The 16,107-nt window shown below is 56.1% G+C and carries 12 protein-coding genes; 7 read left to right on the forward strand and 5 right to left on the reverse strand.

Annotated features, from left to right (window positions below):
* The first annotated feature begins 58 nt into the window (after positions 1–58).
* Entirely contained in the window at positions 59–826 is a 768-nt protein-coding gene (locus tag LNA76_RS06825) for an AraC family transcriptional regulator (RefSeq protein ID WP_121740096.1), read from the forward strand.
* Positions 827–947: 121 nt separating this feature from the next.
* On the opposite strand, the gene LNA76_RS06830 is transcribed toward LNA76_RS06825, so the two are convergent.
* Positions 948–1,853: a hypothetical protein gene (locus LNA76_RS06830; RefSeq protein WP_230018574.1), complete on the reverse strand. Its 906-nt coding sequence runs from the start codon at positions 1,851–1,853 to the stop codon at positions 948–950.
* An 842-nt stretch (positions 1,854–2,695) separates the two neighbouring features.
* Here LNA76_RS06830 and dapD point away from each other — a divergent pair.
* From dapD to LNA76_RS06860, 6 genes are all read left to right on the forward strand, one after another.
* The gene (gene dapD, locus LNA76_RS06835) at positions 2,696–3,514 is read left to right on the forward strand and encodes a 2,3,4,5-tetrahydropyridine-2,6-dicarboxylate N-succinyltransferase (RefSeq protein WP_230018575.1); all 819 of its coding nucleotides are present in this window, start codon (positions 2,696–2,698) and stop codon (positions 3,512–3,514) included.
* Between the two features lie 2 nt (positions 3,515–3,516).
* On the forward strand, positions 3,517–4,653 hold the full coding sequence (gene dapE, locus LNA76_RS06840; protein ID WP_108727322.1) for a succinyl-diaminopimelate desuccinylase: 1,137 nt from the start codon (positions 3,517–3,519) through the stop codon (positions 4,651–4,653).
* The gene (gene prmB, locus LNA76_RS06845) at positions 4,647–5,570 is read left to right on the forward strand and encodes a 50S ribosomal protein L3 N(5)-glutamine methyltransferase (protein ID WP_230018576.1); all 924 of its coding nucleotides are present in this window, start codon (positions 4,647–4,649) and stop codon (positions 5,568–5,570) included. The genes dapE and prmB overlap by 7 nt, the downstream gene beginning before the upstream one ends.
* Positions 5,567–7,492: an ABC-F family ATP-binding cassette domain-containing protein gene (locus tag LNA76_RS06850; protein WP_094196405.1), complete on the forward strand. Its 1,926-nt coding sequence runs from the start codon at positions 5,567–5,569 to the stop codon at positions 7,490–7,492. The genes prmB and LNA76_RS06850 overlap by 4 nt, the downstream gene beginning before the upstream one ends.
* A gap of 494 nt (positions 7,493–7,986) precedes the next feature.
* The gene (locus tag LNA76_RS06855; protein WP_230018577.1) at positions 7,987–8,364 is read left to right on the forward strand and encodes a hypothetical protein; all 378 of its coding nucleotides are present in this window, start codon (positions 7,987–7,989) and stop codon (positions 8,362–8,364) included.
* Between the two features lie 235 nt (positions 8,365–8,599).
* Positions 8,600–10,519 (forward strand): alkaline phosphatase D family protein, encoded by a 1,920-nt coding sequence (locus LNA76_RS06860; protein WP_230018578.1) that lies wholly within the window; start codon positions 8,600–8,602, stop codon positions 10,517–10,519.
* 32 nt (positions 10,520–10,551) lie between these two features.
* On the opposite strand, the gene sorU is transcribed toward LNA76_RS06860, so the two are convergent.
* The 4 genes from sorU to LNA76_RS06880 all read right to left on the reverse strand — a co-directional run bounded on the left by sorU (position 10,552) and on the right by LNA76_RS06880 (position 16,045).
* The gene (gene sorU / locus LNA76_RS06865; protein WP_094196403.1) at positions 10,552–10,860 is read right to left on the reverse strand and encodes a SorU family sulfite dehydrogenase c-type cytochrome subunit; all 309 of its coding nucleotides are present in this window, start codon (positions 10,858–10,860) and stop codon (positions 10,552–10,554) included.
* A gap of 53 nt (positions 10,861–10,913) precedes the next feature.
* Positions 10,914–12,134 carry a SorT family sulfite dehydrogenase catalytic subunit gene (gene sorT, locus LNA76_RS06870; RefSeq protein WP_230018579.1) on the reverse strand — a complete coding sequence of 407 codons (1,221 nt, stop codon included), beginning with the start codon at positions 12,132–12,134 and terminating at the stop codon, positions 10,914–10,916.
* A 393-nt stretch (positions 12,135–12,527) separates the two neighbouring features.
* Positions 12,528–14,822, reverse strand: a complete 2,295-nt coding sequence (locus tag LNA76_RS06875) for a UvrD-helicase domain-containing protein (RefSeq protein WP_094196401.1) — start codon at positions 14,820–14,822, stop codon at positions 12,528–12,530.
* On the reverse strand, positions 14,819–16,045 hold the full coding sequence (locus tag LNA76_RS06880) for a DesA family fatty acid desaturase (RefSeq protein ID WP_094196400.1): 1,227 nt from the start codon (positions 16,043–16,045) through the stop codon (positions 14,819–14,821). The genes LNA76_RS06875 and LNA76_RS06880 overlap by 4 nt, the downstream gene beginning before the upstream one ends.
* Positions 16,046–16,107: the final 62 nt, after the last annotated feature.

Raw genomic sequence — 16,107 nt, forward strand, 5'->3', positions numbered from 1 at the left:
CTTGGCTGACATGCTAAAACCGGTCATTAATACTTTCGTTTCGGCCAGAGGCTTGCTGATGCACAATGTACGACTGGATAGCGTGGATGCCACCCCCCGCCCCTTGCTGGCGATTGGCACGGACTACGCCCCGGGCACTCTGCTGGACTTTCATGTACACCGGCGGGCGCAAATGCTCTATGCCATGACAGGCTTGATGGAAGTAGAAACGGACGATGGCGCCTGGGTCATTCCACCCTACAGTGGCGTCTGGATTCCGGCCGGCAAGCGCCATCGCGTGCGCATGCAAAGCGCCAGTACGCGCAGTCTATATATAGAACCCGAGGCCGCCCCCCGCCGCAGCACACATTGCGAAGTGCTGGTGATTACGCCCTTGCTGCATCACTTGCTGCTGGCCTCCCTGGCCTTGCCCGCCTTGTACGAGGAAAATGGCCGCGACGGTGCCTTGGCTCAACTTCTCTTGCATGAAGTTGGCCTGGCACACACCATGCCGCTCTTTGCGCCCATCCCCCAAGATTGCTCCTTGGCCGCTCTGTGCAAAGCATTCCTGGGCCAGCCTAATATCCAAAGCACGCCAGAACAATGGGCCAAGCAATTGAACAAAAGCCTGCGCAGCTTCACACGTCTGTTCCGGCAGCAAACCGGCATGAGCTTTAGCGAATGGCGGCAACAAGCCTGCCTGTTGACAGCCTTGACCAAGCTGTCTGCCGGCCAATCAGTCACCCAGATTGCGCTGGACCTGGGCTATGACAGTGCCAGTGCCTTTTCCACCATGTTCCGTCGCCGTTTAGGGCAAGCTCCCAGCAACTTTATTCGTGTTCCCTGACGCGTCGGGCCAGGCAGCAGCTTGATCGAAGCGGATACAAAAAGGCCCCCGAAGCTCTGAAATTCGGGGGCCTTGCACCGCTCGCTTCAAGGGATAAGCGGTTCATCGTCGTACAAAAGGCTTAACGCGTGATACGCGCCCGTCCACCAATCGTGGCCGCCAGACTGGCCACAAAGGCACCGACCAACAAGGATGCAAATGCCCACAGCGCGAAAGCAGCAGCAGCCTTGCGCGCGGTATCTGCTGCTTCGCGTGCTTGCTGCTCCAACTTCTCGGCTGTTTCCTTGGCTTGCATTTGAACTGAGTCCAGACGTTCCTTGGCCTGTTCAAGCGTCAGACCGGTGCGATTGGCCACCAGGCGCAGCAAGTAATCCTGATCCTGCTGGGACACCTCACCTTCTTTCAGGCTGCGCGCCAGAATGCGGCTGACTTCACGCTCAGGGTTGCCCGTGTGTGCCGATGCGTTGGCAGGGTCAGCCGGACGCAACAAGGCGTCGGTGAAATAGCTCAGACCTGGACCTTGAGCATGATCTTTCCCTGCCTGGCCCACAACCGCCGACGCGGCACCCACTCCGGCCCCAGCCAGATTCGCCCCTGCCTGTGCCGTACCTGACACCACGGAGGCAACGCCCGAGCCCAGCAAGAAAACGCTGACAACCACACTGACAGCCCACACAAGAAAGCCATGCGCCGTATCGCGGAAATGAACTTCGTCGCCATGCACACCGGCCCAGTTAGTACGCAAACGGCCAGTGACATAACCCGCAATGCCATAAGCGACGATCTGTGTGACAAACAACCAAACAATCGTGCCGATAGCCATGGTGGTGCCCGAGGCCCCGTCATTGCCCCAGGGAGAGATCGCCATGAAACCCAGCCCCGTCCCGCCTACCAGCAAGGTAGCCGTCAAGGCTGCGGCGATCACCGCGCCCCCGATGATAGCTCCCCAAGACACCGCGGAATGCGATGACTCTGCGCCGGCGTGCGTACCCAAAGCTGTCTCCGAACCCAATTGTGTTGTAGCCATGATGACTCCTTACTCAAGATTGTGATCGCAAATACCTTAGTGCCAAAACAAGGCCAGCAAAATGATGATAGGAATAGGGACACCTAAAAGCCATAAAAGAATCGATCTCATAACCCCTCCATTAAAATGAAGAAACAAGAGCAAAATCCGGCTAAAACAAAAACAGCACAATCATTCTAGGCAGATAAAAATCGAATGAATTTTAAAAAATGTAAAAAACACTACTGAATCATTGAGCATAATGACGACCCCTTTTTCTTCACGCCAACACGGAAACATGCGTAGGGGGAAAACGGTCAACCGCGTTTTGCTTAGCGCTCACAGAGAAAGGGCAGAAATTTTCAAGCTGAAAAACAATCCGACACAAACGCCAAGCCAAGCCTGATCAAGAACACTGCATACGATCACCACAGTAATTGGCGCTTATTTTTTATTATTTTGAAATAATTAATTACGTAGACGACTTAATAAAATAAACGCAATAAACAATAAAAAAATAGTCATATAAAAAAAAGAAATTTTTATCAAAAAACAAGAATTCAGAAAAACCGCCTTAAAAGAAAAAGAAACAGCGAAAACATGCACGTCCAGCCATGCTGCTCGTACGGTTTCACGGCTCAATCCTGGTCCAGAAACCACAACCGTCCCCCTTCACCCACCTTCATCCCACACTCATCTGCTCTCAAAAGCGACAAAGAAAGCCATAAAACCGTGCATGGATGGGGCAGACTCGGTTATTCTGTTGCCTCCATTCAAGCACGGCCGCTGCGGTAGTTAACCGCGCATCATGCGCCTTTATTCCGGTACTGCCCATGACGGCCTGCATTCACAGAGCCTAGCCTATGAGCGACCTCCAAAGTCTGATCGAGTCAGCGTGGGAACAACGAGCTTCCCTCAGCCCCCAAGAACACAGCATTGAACTGCGCACGGCCATCCACACCGTGATTGAAAAGCTGGATTACGGCTCCCTGCGCGTGGCGGAAAAAATCGACGGACAGTGGCAGGTCAACGACTGGGTCAAGAAAGCGATCCTCCTGTCCTTCAGGATCAACGAGAACCGTGTGATGGCCAGCGAGCCCGCTCCCTTCTACGACAAAGTGCCACTGAAGTTCGAACAGCATGATCAGGCCGCTTTTGCCCAGGCCGGTTTTCGCGCCGTCCCCGGTGCGGTGGTGCGCCAAGGTGCCTACGTCGCTCCAGATGTCGTGCTGATGCCCTCGTTTGTGAACATTGGCGCTTATGTCGGTGAAGGCACCATGGTCGATACCTGGGCCACCGTGGGTTCCTGCGCCCAGATCGGCAAGCATGTTCATCTATCGGGCGGCGTCGGTATTGGCGGGGTATTAGAACCTCTGCAGGCCAACCCCACTATCATTGAGGACAACTGCTTTATCGGTGCCCGCTCCGAAGTAGTGGAAGGGGTCATCGTGGAAGAGAACTCGGTGCTGGCCATGGGCGTGTTCCTATCGCAGAGCACCAAAATTTACGAGCGCGAAACGGGCAATATTTATCAAGGCCGCGTCCCTGCAGGTTCGGTGGTGGTCCCTGGTTCCCTGCCTTCGGCCGATGGGCTGTACAGCCTGGCCTGCGCCATCATCGTCAAGCGTGTGGATGCCCGTACCCGCGCCAAGACCAGTATTAATGATTTACTTCGCGCCTGAACATGAGCACTGACTTTTCCGTACTAGATACCCTTAAAGCCCTGATTGCCCGCCCCTCGGTGACCCCCGAGGACGCCCACTGCCAGCAATGGCTGGGCGCCAGGCTGGAGCAAGCGGGCTTTAGCCTGGAACATCTGCCCAGCGGGCCGGTGTCCAACCTGTGGGCCCGCCGTGGCACTGAAGCGCCCTTGTTTGTTTTTGCGGGTCACACGGATGTGGTCCCTGCCGGGCCAGAAGCCGCCTGGGACTCGCCCCCGTTTGAACCTACCGTGCGCGATGGACAGCTCTATGGCCGTGGCGCTGCGGATATGAAGGCCTCGATTGCGGCCTTCATCCACGCGGTTGAAGAATTTACCCAGGCCCATCCTGAGCACAAAGGTTCGATTGCCCTGCTACTGACTTCGGATGAAGAAGGCCCGGCAACCGACGGCACCGTGCATGTTTGCCGGGTCCTGAAAGAACGTGGCGAACAACTGGACTATTGCATCGTGGGCGAACCCACTTGTTCACGCCAACTGGGTGACACCATTAAAAATGGCCGTCGTGGCTCCATGTCCGGTCATCTGATCGTAAAGGGTCGCCAGGGCCACGTGGCCTACCCGCAGTTAGCGATCAACCCACTGCATATATTCGCGCCTGCGCTGCACGAGCTGACAGACCGCATGTGGGACGCCGGCAATATCGACTTCCCACCTACCAGCTTTCAGATCTCGAATATCCATGCCGGTACTGGCGCGGGTAATGTGATCCCCGGTCAGTTGGATGTGCATTTCAACTTCCGTTTTTCCACCGAGCAAACCCCTGCCGGCCTACAAGCCGAAGTGGAGTCCATTTTGCGCCGTCATGGTGTGGACTTCCAACTGGAATGGACAGTAAGTGGCGAGCCCTTCCTGACCGAGGCTGGCCCGCTGAGCCAGGCCCTTGCCAAGGCCATCGAAACCGAAACCGGCGTACAAACCGATCTGTCCACGACAGGCGGCACCTCCGATGGCCGCTTTATCGCTAAAATCTGCCCTCAAGTGGTCGAATTTGGCCCGCTCAATGCCAGCATTCATCAAATCAACGAGCACGTTGCGGTTGCTGACCTTGAGCCTCTTAAAAACATTTATCGCCGTACATTGGAATCCCTGCTTTGTTAAGCCCTTGCATCGATCATTCCTCCCTGCTTCAAGCCCAGCAGGAACTGCGCACCGTGCGCGACGTGTTGCGCTGGTCTGTCAGCCAGTTCAACCGCTGTCAGTTGGCCTTTGGCCACGGCAGTGACAATGCCTGGGACGAGGCCGCCTACCTGCTGCTGCACACCCTGCATCTGCCACTGGACACGCTGGACCCGTATCTGGACGCCATCATGCTGGAGTCCGAGCGCGCCGCCTATCTGGCTCTGGTTGCCCGCCGCTGCAACGAGCGCGTGCCCGCCGCCTACCTGACCGGCGAAGCCTGGCTGCAAGGCCATCGCTTCCGCGTCACCACCGACACCATCGTGCCGCGCTCTCCGATCGCGGAATTGCTGGCAGAGCAGCTCCAGCCCTGGATTGCCGACCCAGACGCCATCTACAATGCCTTGGATTTGTGTACCGGCTCAGGCTGCCTGGCTATTTTGACAGCGCTGGCTTTCCCGCAAGCGCAAGTCGATGCGGTGGATCTGTCCGATGCCGCGCTAGCAGTGGCGCAGTCGAATATCGATGCTTTTGAGCTGAACGATCGCATGAGCCTATACAAGAGCGATCTGCTGGATCAATTGCCACAAACCGCCTACGACCTGATCATTTGCAACCCACCGTATGTAAATGAGCAGTCCATGCAGAACCTGCCCCAGGAATACCAGCACGAGCCACAACTGGCTTTGGCTGGCGGTGACGACGGCATGGACCTGGTACGTCGCATTCTGGAAGCAGCCCCCAATTTCCTGTCGCCTGAAGGCGTACTGGTATTAGAAATTGGCAATGAGTACGACAATTTCATCGCCGCTTTCCCGGAGCTGGAGCCTATCTGGCTAAGTACGGAAACCGCTGAAGACCAGGTGCTCTTGTTAAGCCGGGAGCAACTGGCTCTGTGATACGCGCAACTGGAATTACGCTGCGTCGCGGCGTCAAAGTCCTGCTGGACAATGCGGATTTTATCGTCAATCCGGGTGAGCGCCTGGGCATTGTGGGCAAGAACGGTGCGGGCAAGTCCTCGCTGTTTGCTCTGCTGCAAGGCGAGCTGGATCTGGACGGGGGTGACCTGAGCATCCCCGAAGTCTGGGAAGTGGCCAGTGTACGCCAAACCATTCCAGACCGTGACCGCCCTGCCCGCGAATTTGTTATCGACGGCGACGAGCGTCTGCGTGCCTTGCAGGAAAAACGCGCCAACACGCCCGATAGCGATGGCCAGGCGATTGCCGAGCTGGAAAACGCCCTGATCGAAGCCGATGCCTGGTCCGCCCCTTCGCGTGCCGAGCAACTGTTGGCCGGCCTGGGTTTCCGCCCCGATCAGTGGATGCTGCCCGTGCGCGAGTTCTCCGGTGGCTGGCAAATGCGCCTGTCCCTGGCCCGCGCCCTGATGGCCCCTTCTGACCTGCTCTTGCTGGACGAACCCACCAACCACCTGGACTTGGACGCCATGCTCTGGCTGGAGCGCTGGTTGGGTTCCTACCCCGGCACGGTCCTGCTGATTTCGCACGACACCGAGTTTCTCGATGCGGTGGCCCGTTCGATTCTGCACGTAGACCAAGGAAAGTTGGTTCGCTACAAAGGCGGCTACAACGACTTTCTGGTGCAACGTGCCGAGCGCGTCCAACAAAGCCAGATCGCCTACGAGCGCCAAACCCGTGAAGCCGCGCGTCTGCAAAGTTTTATTGACCGCTTCAAGGCCCAGGCCACCAAGGCCAAGCAGGCACAAAGCCGCGTCAAGGCTTTGGCCCGCATGCAGACCGTAACGCTCTTGCGCGACGACTCAAGCGTTTCCATTCGCCTGCCCTCGCCCGAGTACACCCCCGATCCCTTGCTGACATTGGATCAGGCCGATCTGGGTTACCCCGGTCAGGACAAAGCGATTTTGAGCCAGGTCCGTCTGATGGTGCGCGGTGGTGCCCGTGTGGGGATTTTGGGGATGAACGGCGCAGGTAAATCCACGCTGGTCAAAACCCTGGCTGGCAAGCTGGAACCTATCAAGGGCGAACGCCTGGAATCCAAGGGCCTGGTAATTGGCTACTTTGCCCAGCACCAGTTGGATTCCATTGACCCGGACTCCACACCCCTGCAACATCTGGCGCGTCTGGCTCCGGATGTGCGCGAGCAGGAACTGCGCAATTACCTGGGCTCTTTCGGTTTTAGCGGTGATATGGTCACCAGCCTGACTGCCCCCTTCTCCGGGGGTGAAAAGGCGCGTCTGGCCCTATCCCTGATTGTCTGGCAAAAGCCCAATCTGCTCTTGCTGGACGAACCAACCAACCACTTGGACGTGGATACCCGCGAAGCCCTGGCGGCTGCTTTGGCTGACTACGGTGGCAGCGTACTGCTGGTATCTCACGATCGCCACTTGCTGCGTTCTACCGTTGATTCGTTCTGGATCGTGGCCGATGGTCAGGTTCAGGAGTTTGACGGCGACCTGGAAGACTACCGCGACTGGCTACTGGCCCGCAGCGCACAATCACGCTCGGAAGCTCGCCAGGAAGCGCGTGCTGATACGGGCAATGAAGGCACAGACCGCAAGACGCAACGCCGTCAGGAAGCCGAGCTGCGCCAACGTCAGGCCCAGCAACGCAAGCCCCTGGAAAGCCGCTTGAAGAAAGTGGAGTCGGCCATGGAGAAAGCTCAGCTACGTTTGCAGGAGCTGGATACCTTGATGCAGGACCCCGACTTTTATTCGGACAGCTACAAAGACCAACGGCCCGCCTTGATGACTGAGCATGGTGAACTCACCAAAACACATCAAACGCTGGAAGAAGAATGGCTGGAAATTCAGGAAGCGATGGAAGAAATTGGGCGGCAGGTTTAGGCCCATCAATTCCGTTCTGCTCATGAACTCCTGAAAAAGAAGGCGCCGTATCCACCAGGATTGGCGCCTTTTTTAGCTCTTGATGGTCTGTAAAACACGCATTGAGGCTTTACGAGATTGCTGACACCTTGGGGCTGAGACAGGGCTATGGCACAGGTACTCGCAACCTGGCTATGACACCCCACGTCCTGCGTTTTGCTGCAGTACGTCATTCACTGCCTGCGTTTAGCTAAGGCGATTCCGACCGCTAAACAGCAACAAGCTCATATCAGCCAAGCTCCTCTCGAAAATTGAATCGACAACTCAGCGTCCTGATCACTTCTTCCCGAAGTTGGCACAGCCCCACTAAGCGCACAGCAGACCCACAAGGGAGTCTTTCACCTATTCCGGCGAATAAAGCACACACGGCGAAAGAACTGCCCGAGCAGGCGGATTAATGGTACAAAGCAGCGCATTCACTTTGAATCATTAATCGGCTTACTCAGGACCCGCACATGCACCTTGCTACACAGGAATTCCCCCGTATCTGGATCTCGAACAGCTCTCCATCCAACTGGAAAGCAGAACTGGAAGCCTTGCTGAATCAAGGACAACGCTTTGTCTTGCTGACCCGCGAGCTGCCCGGTGCAGAGGAAGGTGCGGACAAGGAGGCGTTCTCGCAATGGATCAAGGACAACCGCAGCCGTTTAAGCGTTTCCTGTGCCGCCAGCCTGGTGGTCGTGGACAATGCCTTGATGGCCTTTTCCCTGAATGCCTTTGTCGCCCCCTTGAGCGAAAAACTCGGCTTTCCGGTACGTGTGGTGCATGAGGACGATCTGGACGCACAAGTGACTGCGTTTCTGCAAGCCAAGCCGGAAATGGAAAACAGCTAAGCGGCATGCTCTCACGGACAAGTGCTTATCAGCCGGACACGAAGGGCTCGCTTTTTGACAGGCGACCCTTCTTGTTGGTATTTCACGCATTAAGCACTTTATCTCCACATGCAGCGGCAATGCAGGCGTACCGATAGACAGAGCTGGCACTGCAACTTTCTACACTCTACACTGTCCATTGTCTTTTCTGATTCTGGCTGTTACCCGTTTGAGTCTCTCCCAACTTTCATCGAACTTGCCTCCAGTACTAGCTGGCCCTATTTTGCGTCGCCTGGATTCCCAGCGTTTAGTCCTGTGGCTGGTCGGCAGTTCAAGCCTGTCACTGGATCTGATCCTGGAGCCAGAAGGTCACCCCGCTCAACGTATCTCCCTAGATGCGGATCAGTGCCGCATCGTGCCGCTTGGCACACACGCCTTTATTCATTTCCTGGATATAGAACTCACTGCCGAGCTACCCCTGGACACGCTGGTGCACTACGATCTGATCCTCTCGGCCGGCCATGGAGCGGGACAAGGGATTGCGGATTGGGCGCCACATCTATTGCATCAAGATCAGACCAAACCCAACTTTGTATTGGTCAGCCGCGCTGATAATCTGATGTTTGGCTCCTGCCGCAAACCTCATCACGCCTCACGCGATGGCCTGGCGCAGGCCGACAGGGTCCTGAGTGAACACATCACCGAGGCCAAAGCCCGACCCGCCTTGCTCATGCTGTCCGGCGATCAAGTCTACGCCGACGATGTGGCAGGCCCCATGCTGGCGGCCATTCATTCTCTGATAGCGCGCTTAGGCTTGTATGGAGAGTATCTGGAAGGCGCTGTCGTCTCGGATAGCGAAGCCCTTTACCAGCATCCCGCCAGCTATTACCGGCGCGCGGATTTGCTGCCAGCGTTCAAATCCAACGACGATCTGCGTGAGCGTTTTTTTGGTGGGGTAGAAAAACCAATTTTCACCACCGCGAACGCACACAACCACTTGGTGACACTGGCTGAAGTCTTTGCCATGTACTTGCTGGTCTGGTCCCCCACCCCCTGGCAGATCATTGCCGAGCCAGCGCCCCCTTGCCTGGAACCCAAACATCAGCAACGTTGGGAGCGTGAAGCCACTGCTCTGCAGGGGTTTCGTCAGGATCTGCCCCAGGCAGCCCGTTTGTTGGCGCACGTGCAAACCTTGATGATTTTTGACGACCATGACATCACTGATGACTGGAATCTGTCGGCCAAATGGGAAAGCGTCGCCTACGGCCATCCTTTTTCACGGCAGATCGTGGGCAATGCCCTGATCGCCTATTTATTATGTCAGGCCTGGGGTAACCGCCCCGAGGTCTTTGCGTCTGTACTGGACACGGTCACCGCCTGGACCCGCTCGCCCGATAAACATCAACGCCTTGAACATCAGACACAGGATGCAATCATCAAGGAGCTGCTGGAGTTTCGGCAGTGGGACTATGTCCTGCGCACCCAGCCTACGTTGATTGTGCTGGATACACGCACGCGCCGCTGGCATAACCGCCGCCTACCCAGCCGACCTTCTGGACTGATGGACTGGGAGTCCCTGACCGAGCTGCAACACGAGTTGCTGGACGAGCGTGCCGCAGTCATTGTGTCTGCCACGCCCATGTTCGGCGTCAAGCTGATCGAAGTCATTCAAAGCATCTGTACCTACGCGGGCTTTGCCCTGACGGTGGACGCAGAAAACTGGATGGCACACCGAGGTGCCGCCAACACCATGCTGAACATCTTCAGACATTCACGCACTCCCGGTAACTATGTCATTTTGTCCGGCGATGTGCACTACTCCTTTGTCTACGATGTACAAGTGCGTCATAGCAAACATATTCCACATATCTGGCAAGTCACCAGCAGCGGCATCAAGAACGAATTTCCGGAAAGTTTGCTGAACTGGCTGGATCGGCTGAATCGCTGGCTCTATTCTCCACGATCCCCCCTGAACTGGTTTACGCAACGCCGTGACTTAAGCATCAGCCCACGTCTGCCAGATCAGCGCAAACACGGGGAGCGCGTCTGGAATGGCTCCGGCATTGGGCAGATCTGGCTGGATGAGAAGGGCCGCCCTGCCCGCATCCTGCATCACAACGCCAACAAAAAGCCGCCTACCGAATTTCTACCTCCAGATCAGGAGAAGAAAGGGTAAGGCGGCTAGCGTCTGGCTACTACAGGTATAACTTATTGACCCGCTACAGAGCTGACGTAGGTGGCGATAGCATCACGCTCTTGGTCACTCAGGGTCTGGGCAAAGGACGGCATGGCACCCATGCCTTCTTTCATGACTTTCAGGATCTGCTCCTTGCCTGGCTTGAGCTCATCCAGATCCGGACCGATTGCCCCGGCTGAACCAGCGTCAGCCAAGGTATGACAGACCGCACAGGCAATGGGCTTGGCGCCCGTTAAAAACAGTTCCTTGCCTGGCTCCTGAGCATAAGCCTGGGTACTAAAAACAACGACAGATACTGCAGCAACGAGATATTTCTTCATGATTCGCTTCCATAGCCGCCCCGAACGGACGGGGCGGATACAACATTCAAAACTTAAACGACAGTGACAGCCAGCATGTGGTCACGCCAGCTATTGTTCAAATAGCCACGGTTATTAGGTACGCGTTCTTCAGGCTGGACCGTGCCTGCTTCGCTGGTCGCCCGACTAGTAATTTCATACTTGCCAGGTTTCAAATCCACGCCCACCACGAACTGGCGCCACGCATATTTGCCCAGATCAGGGCCTACAAAGCTTGCTTTCACCCAGTTCTTGCCACCATCGACGGACACCTCAACCTCTTTGGCGGCCGACATGCCCCCAAAAGCCAAGCCCTGAATCTGTACCTTGCCCGCCTTGAGTTCTTCACCAGGCTCACCACTAGGGCTGGTCACCCAGGACTTGACGGGCATTTCCCATACCGACTCCTGATTCGGGTTGGATTTTTCACCAACCGGCGCCAGACGATAGCTGTTTTGCTGAATGTTGGCGGCAGACTGTTCCTTGGTAAACGCCAACTGCTTGATGTACTTGACGTTGTTGACGCCGGTGTAACCAGGCACAACCAAGCGCAAGGGACCACCGTGAGCCAATGGGATAGGCTGACCATTAATTTCCCAGGCCAGAATCGCGTCATCAATGGCATCCAAAGGAAGCGAACGCTCCACCATGATGGTGTTCGGGTCCAGTCCCTGAGGAATTTCCTCGCCACCTTGCCCTGTCATGTACTTGGCACCCTCGTCCATCCCACCGACAGCCTCCAGCACAGCCTTGATCGGCACGCCGGTAAAGACCACACAGCCTGCTGCGCCAACCGTCCACTGTGTACCGCTGGGTTTCTCGGGGAAAAAGGCACGGCCATTGCCCGAGCACTGCAGCACCATAGGCACAGCCACCAAGCCCAATCGTTTCAGCTCGGCTACGGTCATGTCTTTAGGATTTTTGACACCCTTGATCGACAGTACCCATGCGTCCGGATCGGCCACGATTTGTTCAGACGGGGGAGTCACGTTATTGCGTACGAACAAGCGGTCCAACGGTGTGATCAGCCCCGAACCAAATGCGCTGCGCTTGGTTTCAATGGTATTGGCACTGTGCACGATCAAGCTGTCGGCATGTTTCCAAGATGCATAGGCGGGCAAGGCTTTAGCCTGCGTTTTTGCCTTTTCCTGCGCCAGTGCGGCTGACAAGGGAGTCAGGCTTGCCGTTCCGACCAAGGCCATCATCCCGCCCGTGGACAACAGCATGCGCCGGCGTGAAAGATTGCTAGGTTCCATGATCGCCTCCATGTGTATTTGGTATTTGTAATTAATTTAGGCTTCGATTTTATGGCGGCACCATCTTTATAACTAGAATCCATAACCCTTATATATAACGCTCATATAGAGGTTTAGCGACAAATCCTGAAAACGAGAACGCCTGATTAAACATGCGGTTTCCATGCAAGATCGCCTTTTGCCTGAACGGTGAAATCAGGCGTCGTTTTTTCTTGAAAGGTGGCAGCGACAGGCAAGACGGACTACAAAAAATAAACAGTGTGAAAGAAGACGCGTAAGAAAAACTGCAGCCGTCTAAAACTTCCCACGGCATTGGGCAGACCATAAAAAAGCCCCCGGGGGGTCCCGGGGGCCTTCGAACTGCAATTGATTGACTCAGTCTTTGTTTCGTCTTCAGCTAACAGGATCCAGCTTGGCGATGGCCAAGGCCAGAGTCTTGCTACCAACTTCACGGAACTGAATCAAAGCCTGGGCGTCGTCACCCTGCCCCGTCAGATTAACGATGGTGCCGTCACCAAAACGGTTGTGATGCACTCCCTGCCCCACACGGAACGTCTGCCCATTCACTTCCAGCACACTGGTGTGGCTACGACCGCCGTAAGGCTGGGCCGAATAGCTCTTGTCTTTGGACTCCCAGCTTTGACCGCGACGAAATGCCCCCGAGCTAGCCTCGGATTGCATGGGCGGGCTAGTGTAGCGGGCCGACAACCACTTGATATGTTGCTCCGGCAACTCTTCCAGAAAGCGCGAACGCATGGCGTAACGCGTCTGGCCGTGCAACATGCGGCTTTGCGCCAAGGTGATGTATAGACGCTGACGCGCCCGCGTAATCGCCACGTACATCAAGCGACGCTCTTCCTCGATACCGCCCGGATCGAACAAGCTGTTCTCATGCGGGAACAACCCCTCTTCCAGGCCAGTAATGAAAACCGCATCGAACTCCAGACCTTTGGCGGCATGGATCGTCATCAGTTGAATGGCATCCTGGCCTGCCTGGGCCTGATTGTCCCCTGCTTCCAAAGAAGCATGGGTCAGGAAGGAGCCCAACGGCGACATGGGGGCGAGCACAGAGGCAGCCGGCTGATCTGGATTTTGCATGGCCTGCTCGGACTCGCCCGCCACGGCTTCAGGCACTCGACCTGCGGGCAGCTCAGCAAAGCCTTCCTCACCCACAAAAACCGTAGCCGCGTTGACCAATTCCTGCAAGTTTTCCAGGCGTTCGGCACCTTCGCGGTCGGCCTGATAATGGGCCAGCAAGGTACTGTCGTGAACAACGTGTTCAATCAGCTCGGGCAAAGACAAGATCTGCGCCTGGCTGGCCATATCCTGAATCAGGTTCGAGAAACGCATCAAACTGGCAGCCGCACGCCCTTGCAGATAAGGGATGGCACGCAGCAAACTGGTACCGCGCTCGCGCGCCAAATCGGCCAGTTGCTCTACCGAACGGGCACCAATTCCGCGAGTCGGGAAATTCACGACGCGCAGAAAAGCGGTGTCATCATCCGCGTTGTCCATCAAGCGCAAGTAAGCCAGCACGTGCTTGATTTCCTGACGCTCGAAGAAACGGTGGCCGCCATACACTTTGTAGGGCAAACCTTGGGAAAACAGCCTGTGCTCAATCACTCGGGACTGGGCGTTGCTGCGATACAGAATGGCAATTTCACGACGTGGCTTGCCTTCAGCAATCAGGGCGCGGACTTCATCCACAATCCACTGTGCTTCCAGGGCATCCGAAGCCAGTTCGCTGATGCGTACCAGCTCGCCTTCGCCGCTATCGGTCCACAGATTCTTGCCCAGGCGACCACTATTGTTCTCGATCAGCGCGTTGGCGGAATCCAGAATATGACCGCAGGAACGATAGTTCTGCTCCAGGCGGATCACATTGCCACGGGCATAGTCGCGCTCGAAGTCGGCCATATTGCCCACGTTCGCGCCACGGAAAGCATAGATCGACTGGTCATCGTCGCCCACGGCAAACATGCAGGCCTGATCACCGGCCAACAGACGCAACCAGCGATACTGCAGCACGTTGGTGTCCTGGAACTCGTCCACCAGAATGTGTTTGAAGCGGCGCTGATAATGCTCGCGGATTGGTGCATTGCGAGACAGCAGCTCGTAAGCGCGCAGCAGTAGCTCGCCAAAGTCCACCACACCTTCACGTTCGCACTGCTCTTGATAAAGCTGGTAAAGCTCGATCAGGCGGCGGCGGTGAGGGTCATGAGCTTCCAGGTCGCCAGGACGTTGGCCGTCTTCTTTACAGGCGTTGATGAACTTCTGAATTTCCTTGGGCGGAAATTTCTCATCATCCACATTGTTGGCCTTGACCATGCGCTTGATGGAGGCCAACTGATCTGCCGTATCCAGAATCTGGAACGTCTGTACCAGACCGGCATCGCGGTAATGCATGCGCAGCAAGCGATTACACAGGCCGTGAAAGGTCCCGACCCACATTCCGCGAGTATCGATAGGCAATAAAGAAGTAAGCCGCGTCAGCATTTCGCGCGCGGCTTTGTTGGTGAAGGTAACAGCGGCCAGTCCGTGAGGGCTGACCTGCCCAGTCTGGATTAACCAGGCCATTCGGGAGGTCAGGACACTGGTTTTTCCGCTACCCGCTCCGGCCAGCACCAGGGCATGGCCAGAGGGGAGAGTAACGGCGGCTCGCTGTTCCGGGTTTAAGCGATCCATCATGCCGCGTAGCGGCGCAGACGCAAGGCGAACTGCTCAAGACTTTCAATACCACTTTGCTGAGCGCGCTGGCACCAGGTGCGCAGGTCAGACAGCAACTGCTCGCTGGAGGCGCTGGAACTTTCCCAGATACCGGCCAGTTCACGCTGCATGCGTACCAGGATGGACAGACGGGAATCGCCAGCCGCCACGGTTTCCAGTTCAGCACGCTGCTCGGGAGCCAGAACGTCGTCGCCACGACCAATCCAGTCGTTGCAGCTCTCCAACAGGGACCAAGAGCAATTTGGGTTGTCTTTGTTCACCTGAGGCTTCAAACGAGCAATTTCTTCCGAGGCCGTGGTTTTGATGATGTCCGCATAGCGGGCCAGAATTTCGTAGCGGTGCGTAATGACGCCTTGCAAGGTTGCCAAACTGATGCCGTCGATTGGGGCATTAGAAGGCACACTAGGTTCCAGACGCAGCTTGGGAGCAACCTTCTTGACCTTGGCCAGACCCAATGCCTTGAACACCGAGATATAGCACCAGCCCAAGTCAAATTCGTACCATTTGCTGGAGAATTTGGCGGACGTACCGTAAGCGTGGTGGTTGTTGTGCAGCTCCTCACCACCAATGATGATGCCCCAAGGGAATACGTTGGTGCTGGTATCAGGGCTGGCAAAGTTGCGGTAACCGATCGCATGACCCAGACCGTTGACCACACCGGCGGCCCAGAAAGGAATCCAGGCCATCTGGATAGCCCAGACCGTCAGGCCCAGCAGACCGAACAGGAACAGATCAATACCCAGCATGATGGTAATACCCAACATGCTGTACTTGGTGTACAGGTTGCGCTCGAGCCAGTCATCGGGAGTACCGTGACCGAAACGCTTCAAGGTTTCGGGGTTGGTGGCTTCCTGGCGGTACAGTTCTGCACCACGGAAGAACACCTGGCCCAGACCAAAGACCACGGGGGAATGGGGATCGCCTTCGCGTTCACATTTGGCGTGGTGCTTGCGGTGAATCGCAACCCATTCTTTGGTGACCATACCGGTGGTCATCCAGAGCCAGAAACGGAAGAAATGCATCAGCGCCGGGTGCAGGTCTAGCCCGCGGTGCGCCTGACTACGGTGAAGAAATACGGTAACTGACACAATAGTGACATGAGTCACCGCCAGAATGACAAGAGTAAGCTGCCACCAAGACAGTTGCAGCCATCCGTCAGCAAGAAAAGAAAGAAACGATTGCATAGACCCTTTTAGACCTGATCTTTGTTAAGGGAAACCGGAAAAGTGTAGCCCACCTAACCAGT

The sequence above is a fragment of the Alcaligenes sp. MMA genome (assembly GCF_020907215.1).
GTDB lineage: Bacteria > Pseudomonadota > Gammaproteobacteria > Burkholderiales > Burkholderiaceae_B > Alcaligenes > Alcaligenes aquatilis.

What these genes read in the sequence shown, in the direction of transcription:
- dapD (WP_230018575.1), top strand. Translation starts at nt 2,696, where the DNA reads ATGAGCGACCTCCAAAGTCTGATCGAGTCAGCGTGGGAACAACGAGCT.
- LNA76_RS06825 (WP_121740096.1), top strand. Translation starts at nt 59, where the DNA reads ATGCACAATGTACGACTGGATAGCGTGGATGCCACCCCCCGCCCCTTG.
- sorT (WP_230018579.1), bottom strand. Translation starts at nt 12,134, where the DNA reads ATGGAACCTAGCAATCTTTCACGCCGGCGCATGCTGTTGTCCACGGGC.
- LNA76_RS06830 (WP_230018574.1), bottom strand. Translation starts at nt 1,853, where the DNA reads ATGGCTACAACACAATTGGGTTCGGAGACAGCTTTGGGTACGCACGCC.
- dapE (WP_108727322.1), top strand. Translation starts at nt 3,517, where the DNA reads ATGAGCACTGACTTTTCCGTACTAGATACCCTTAAAGCCCTGATTGCC.
- LNA76_RS06880 (WP_094196400.1), bottom strand. Translation starts at nt 16,045, where the DNA reads ATGCAATCGTTTCTTTCTTTTCTTGCTGACGGATGGCTGCAACTGTCT.
- LNA76_RS06855 (WP_230018577.1), top strand. Translation starts at nt 7,987, where the DNA reads ATGCACCTTGCTACACAGGAATTCCCCCGTATCTGGATCTCGAACAGC.
- sorU (WP_094196403.1), bottom strand. Translation starts at nt 10,860, where the DNA reads ATGAAGAAATATCTCGTTGCTGCAGTATCTGTCGTTGTTTTTAGTACC.
- LNA76_RS06875 (WP_094196401.1), bottom strand. Translation starts at nt 14,822, where the DNA reads ATGATGGATCGCTTAAACCCGGAACAGCGAGCCGCCGTTACTCTCCCC.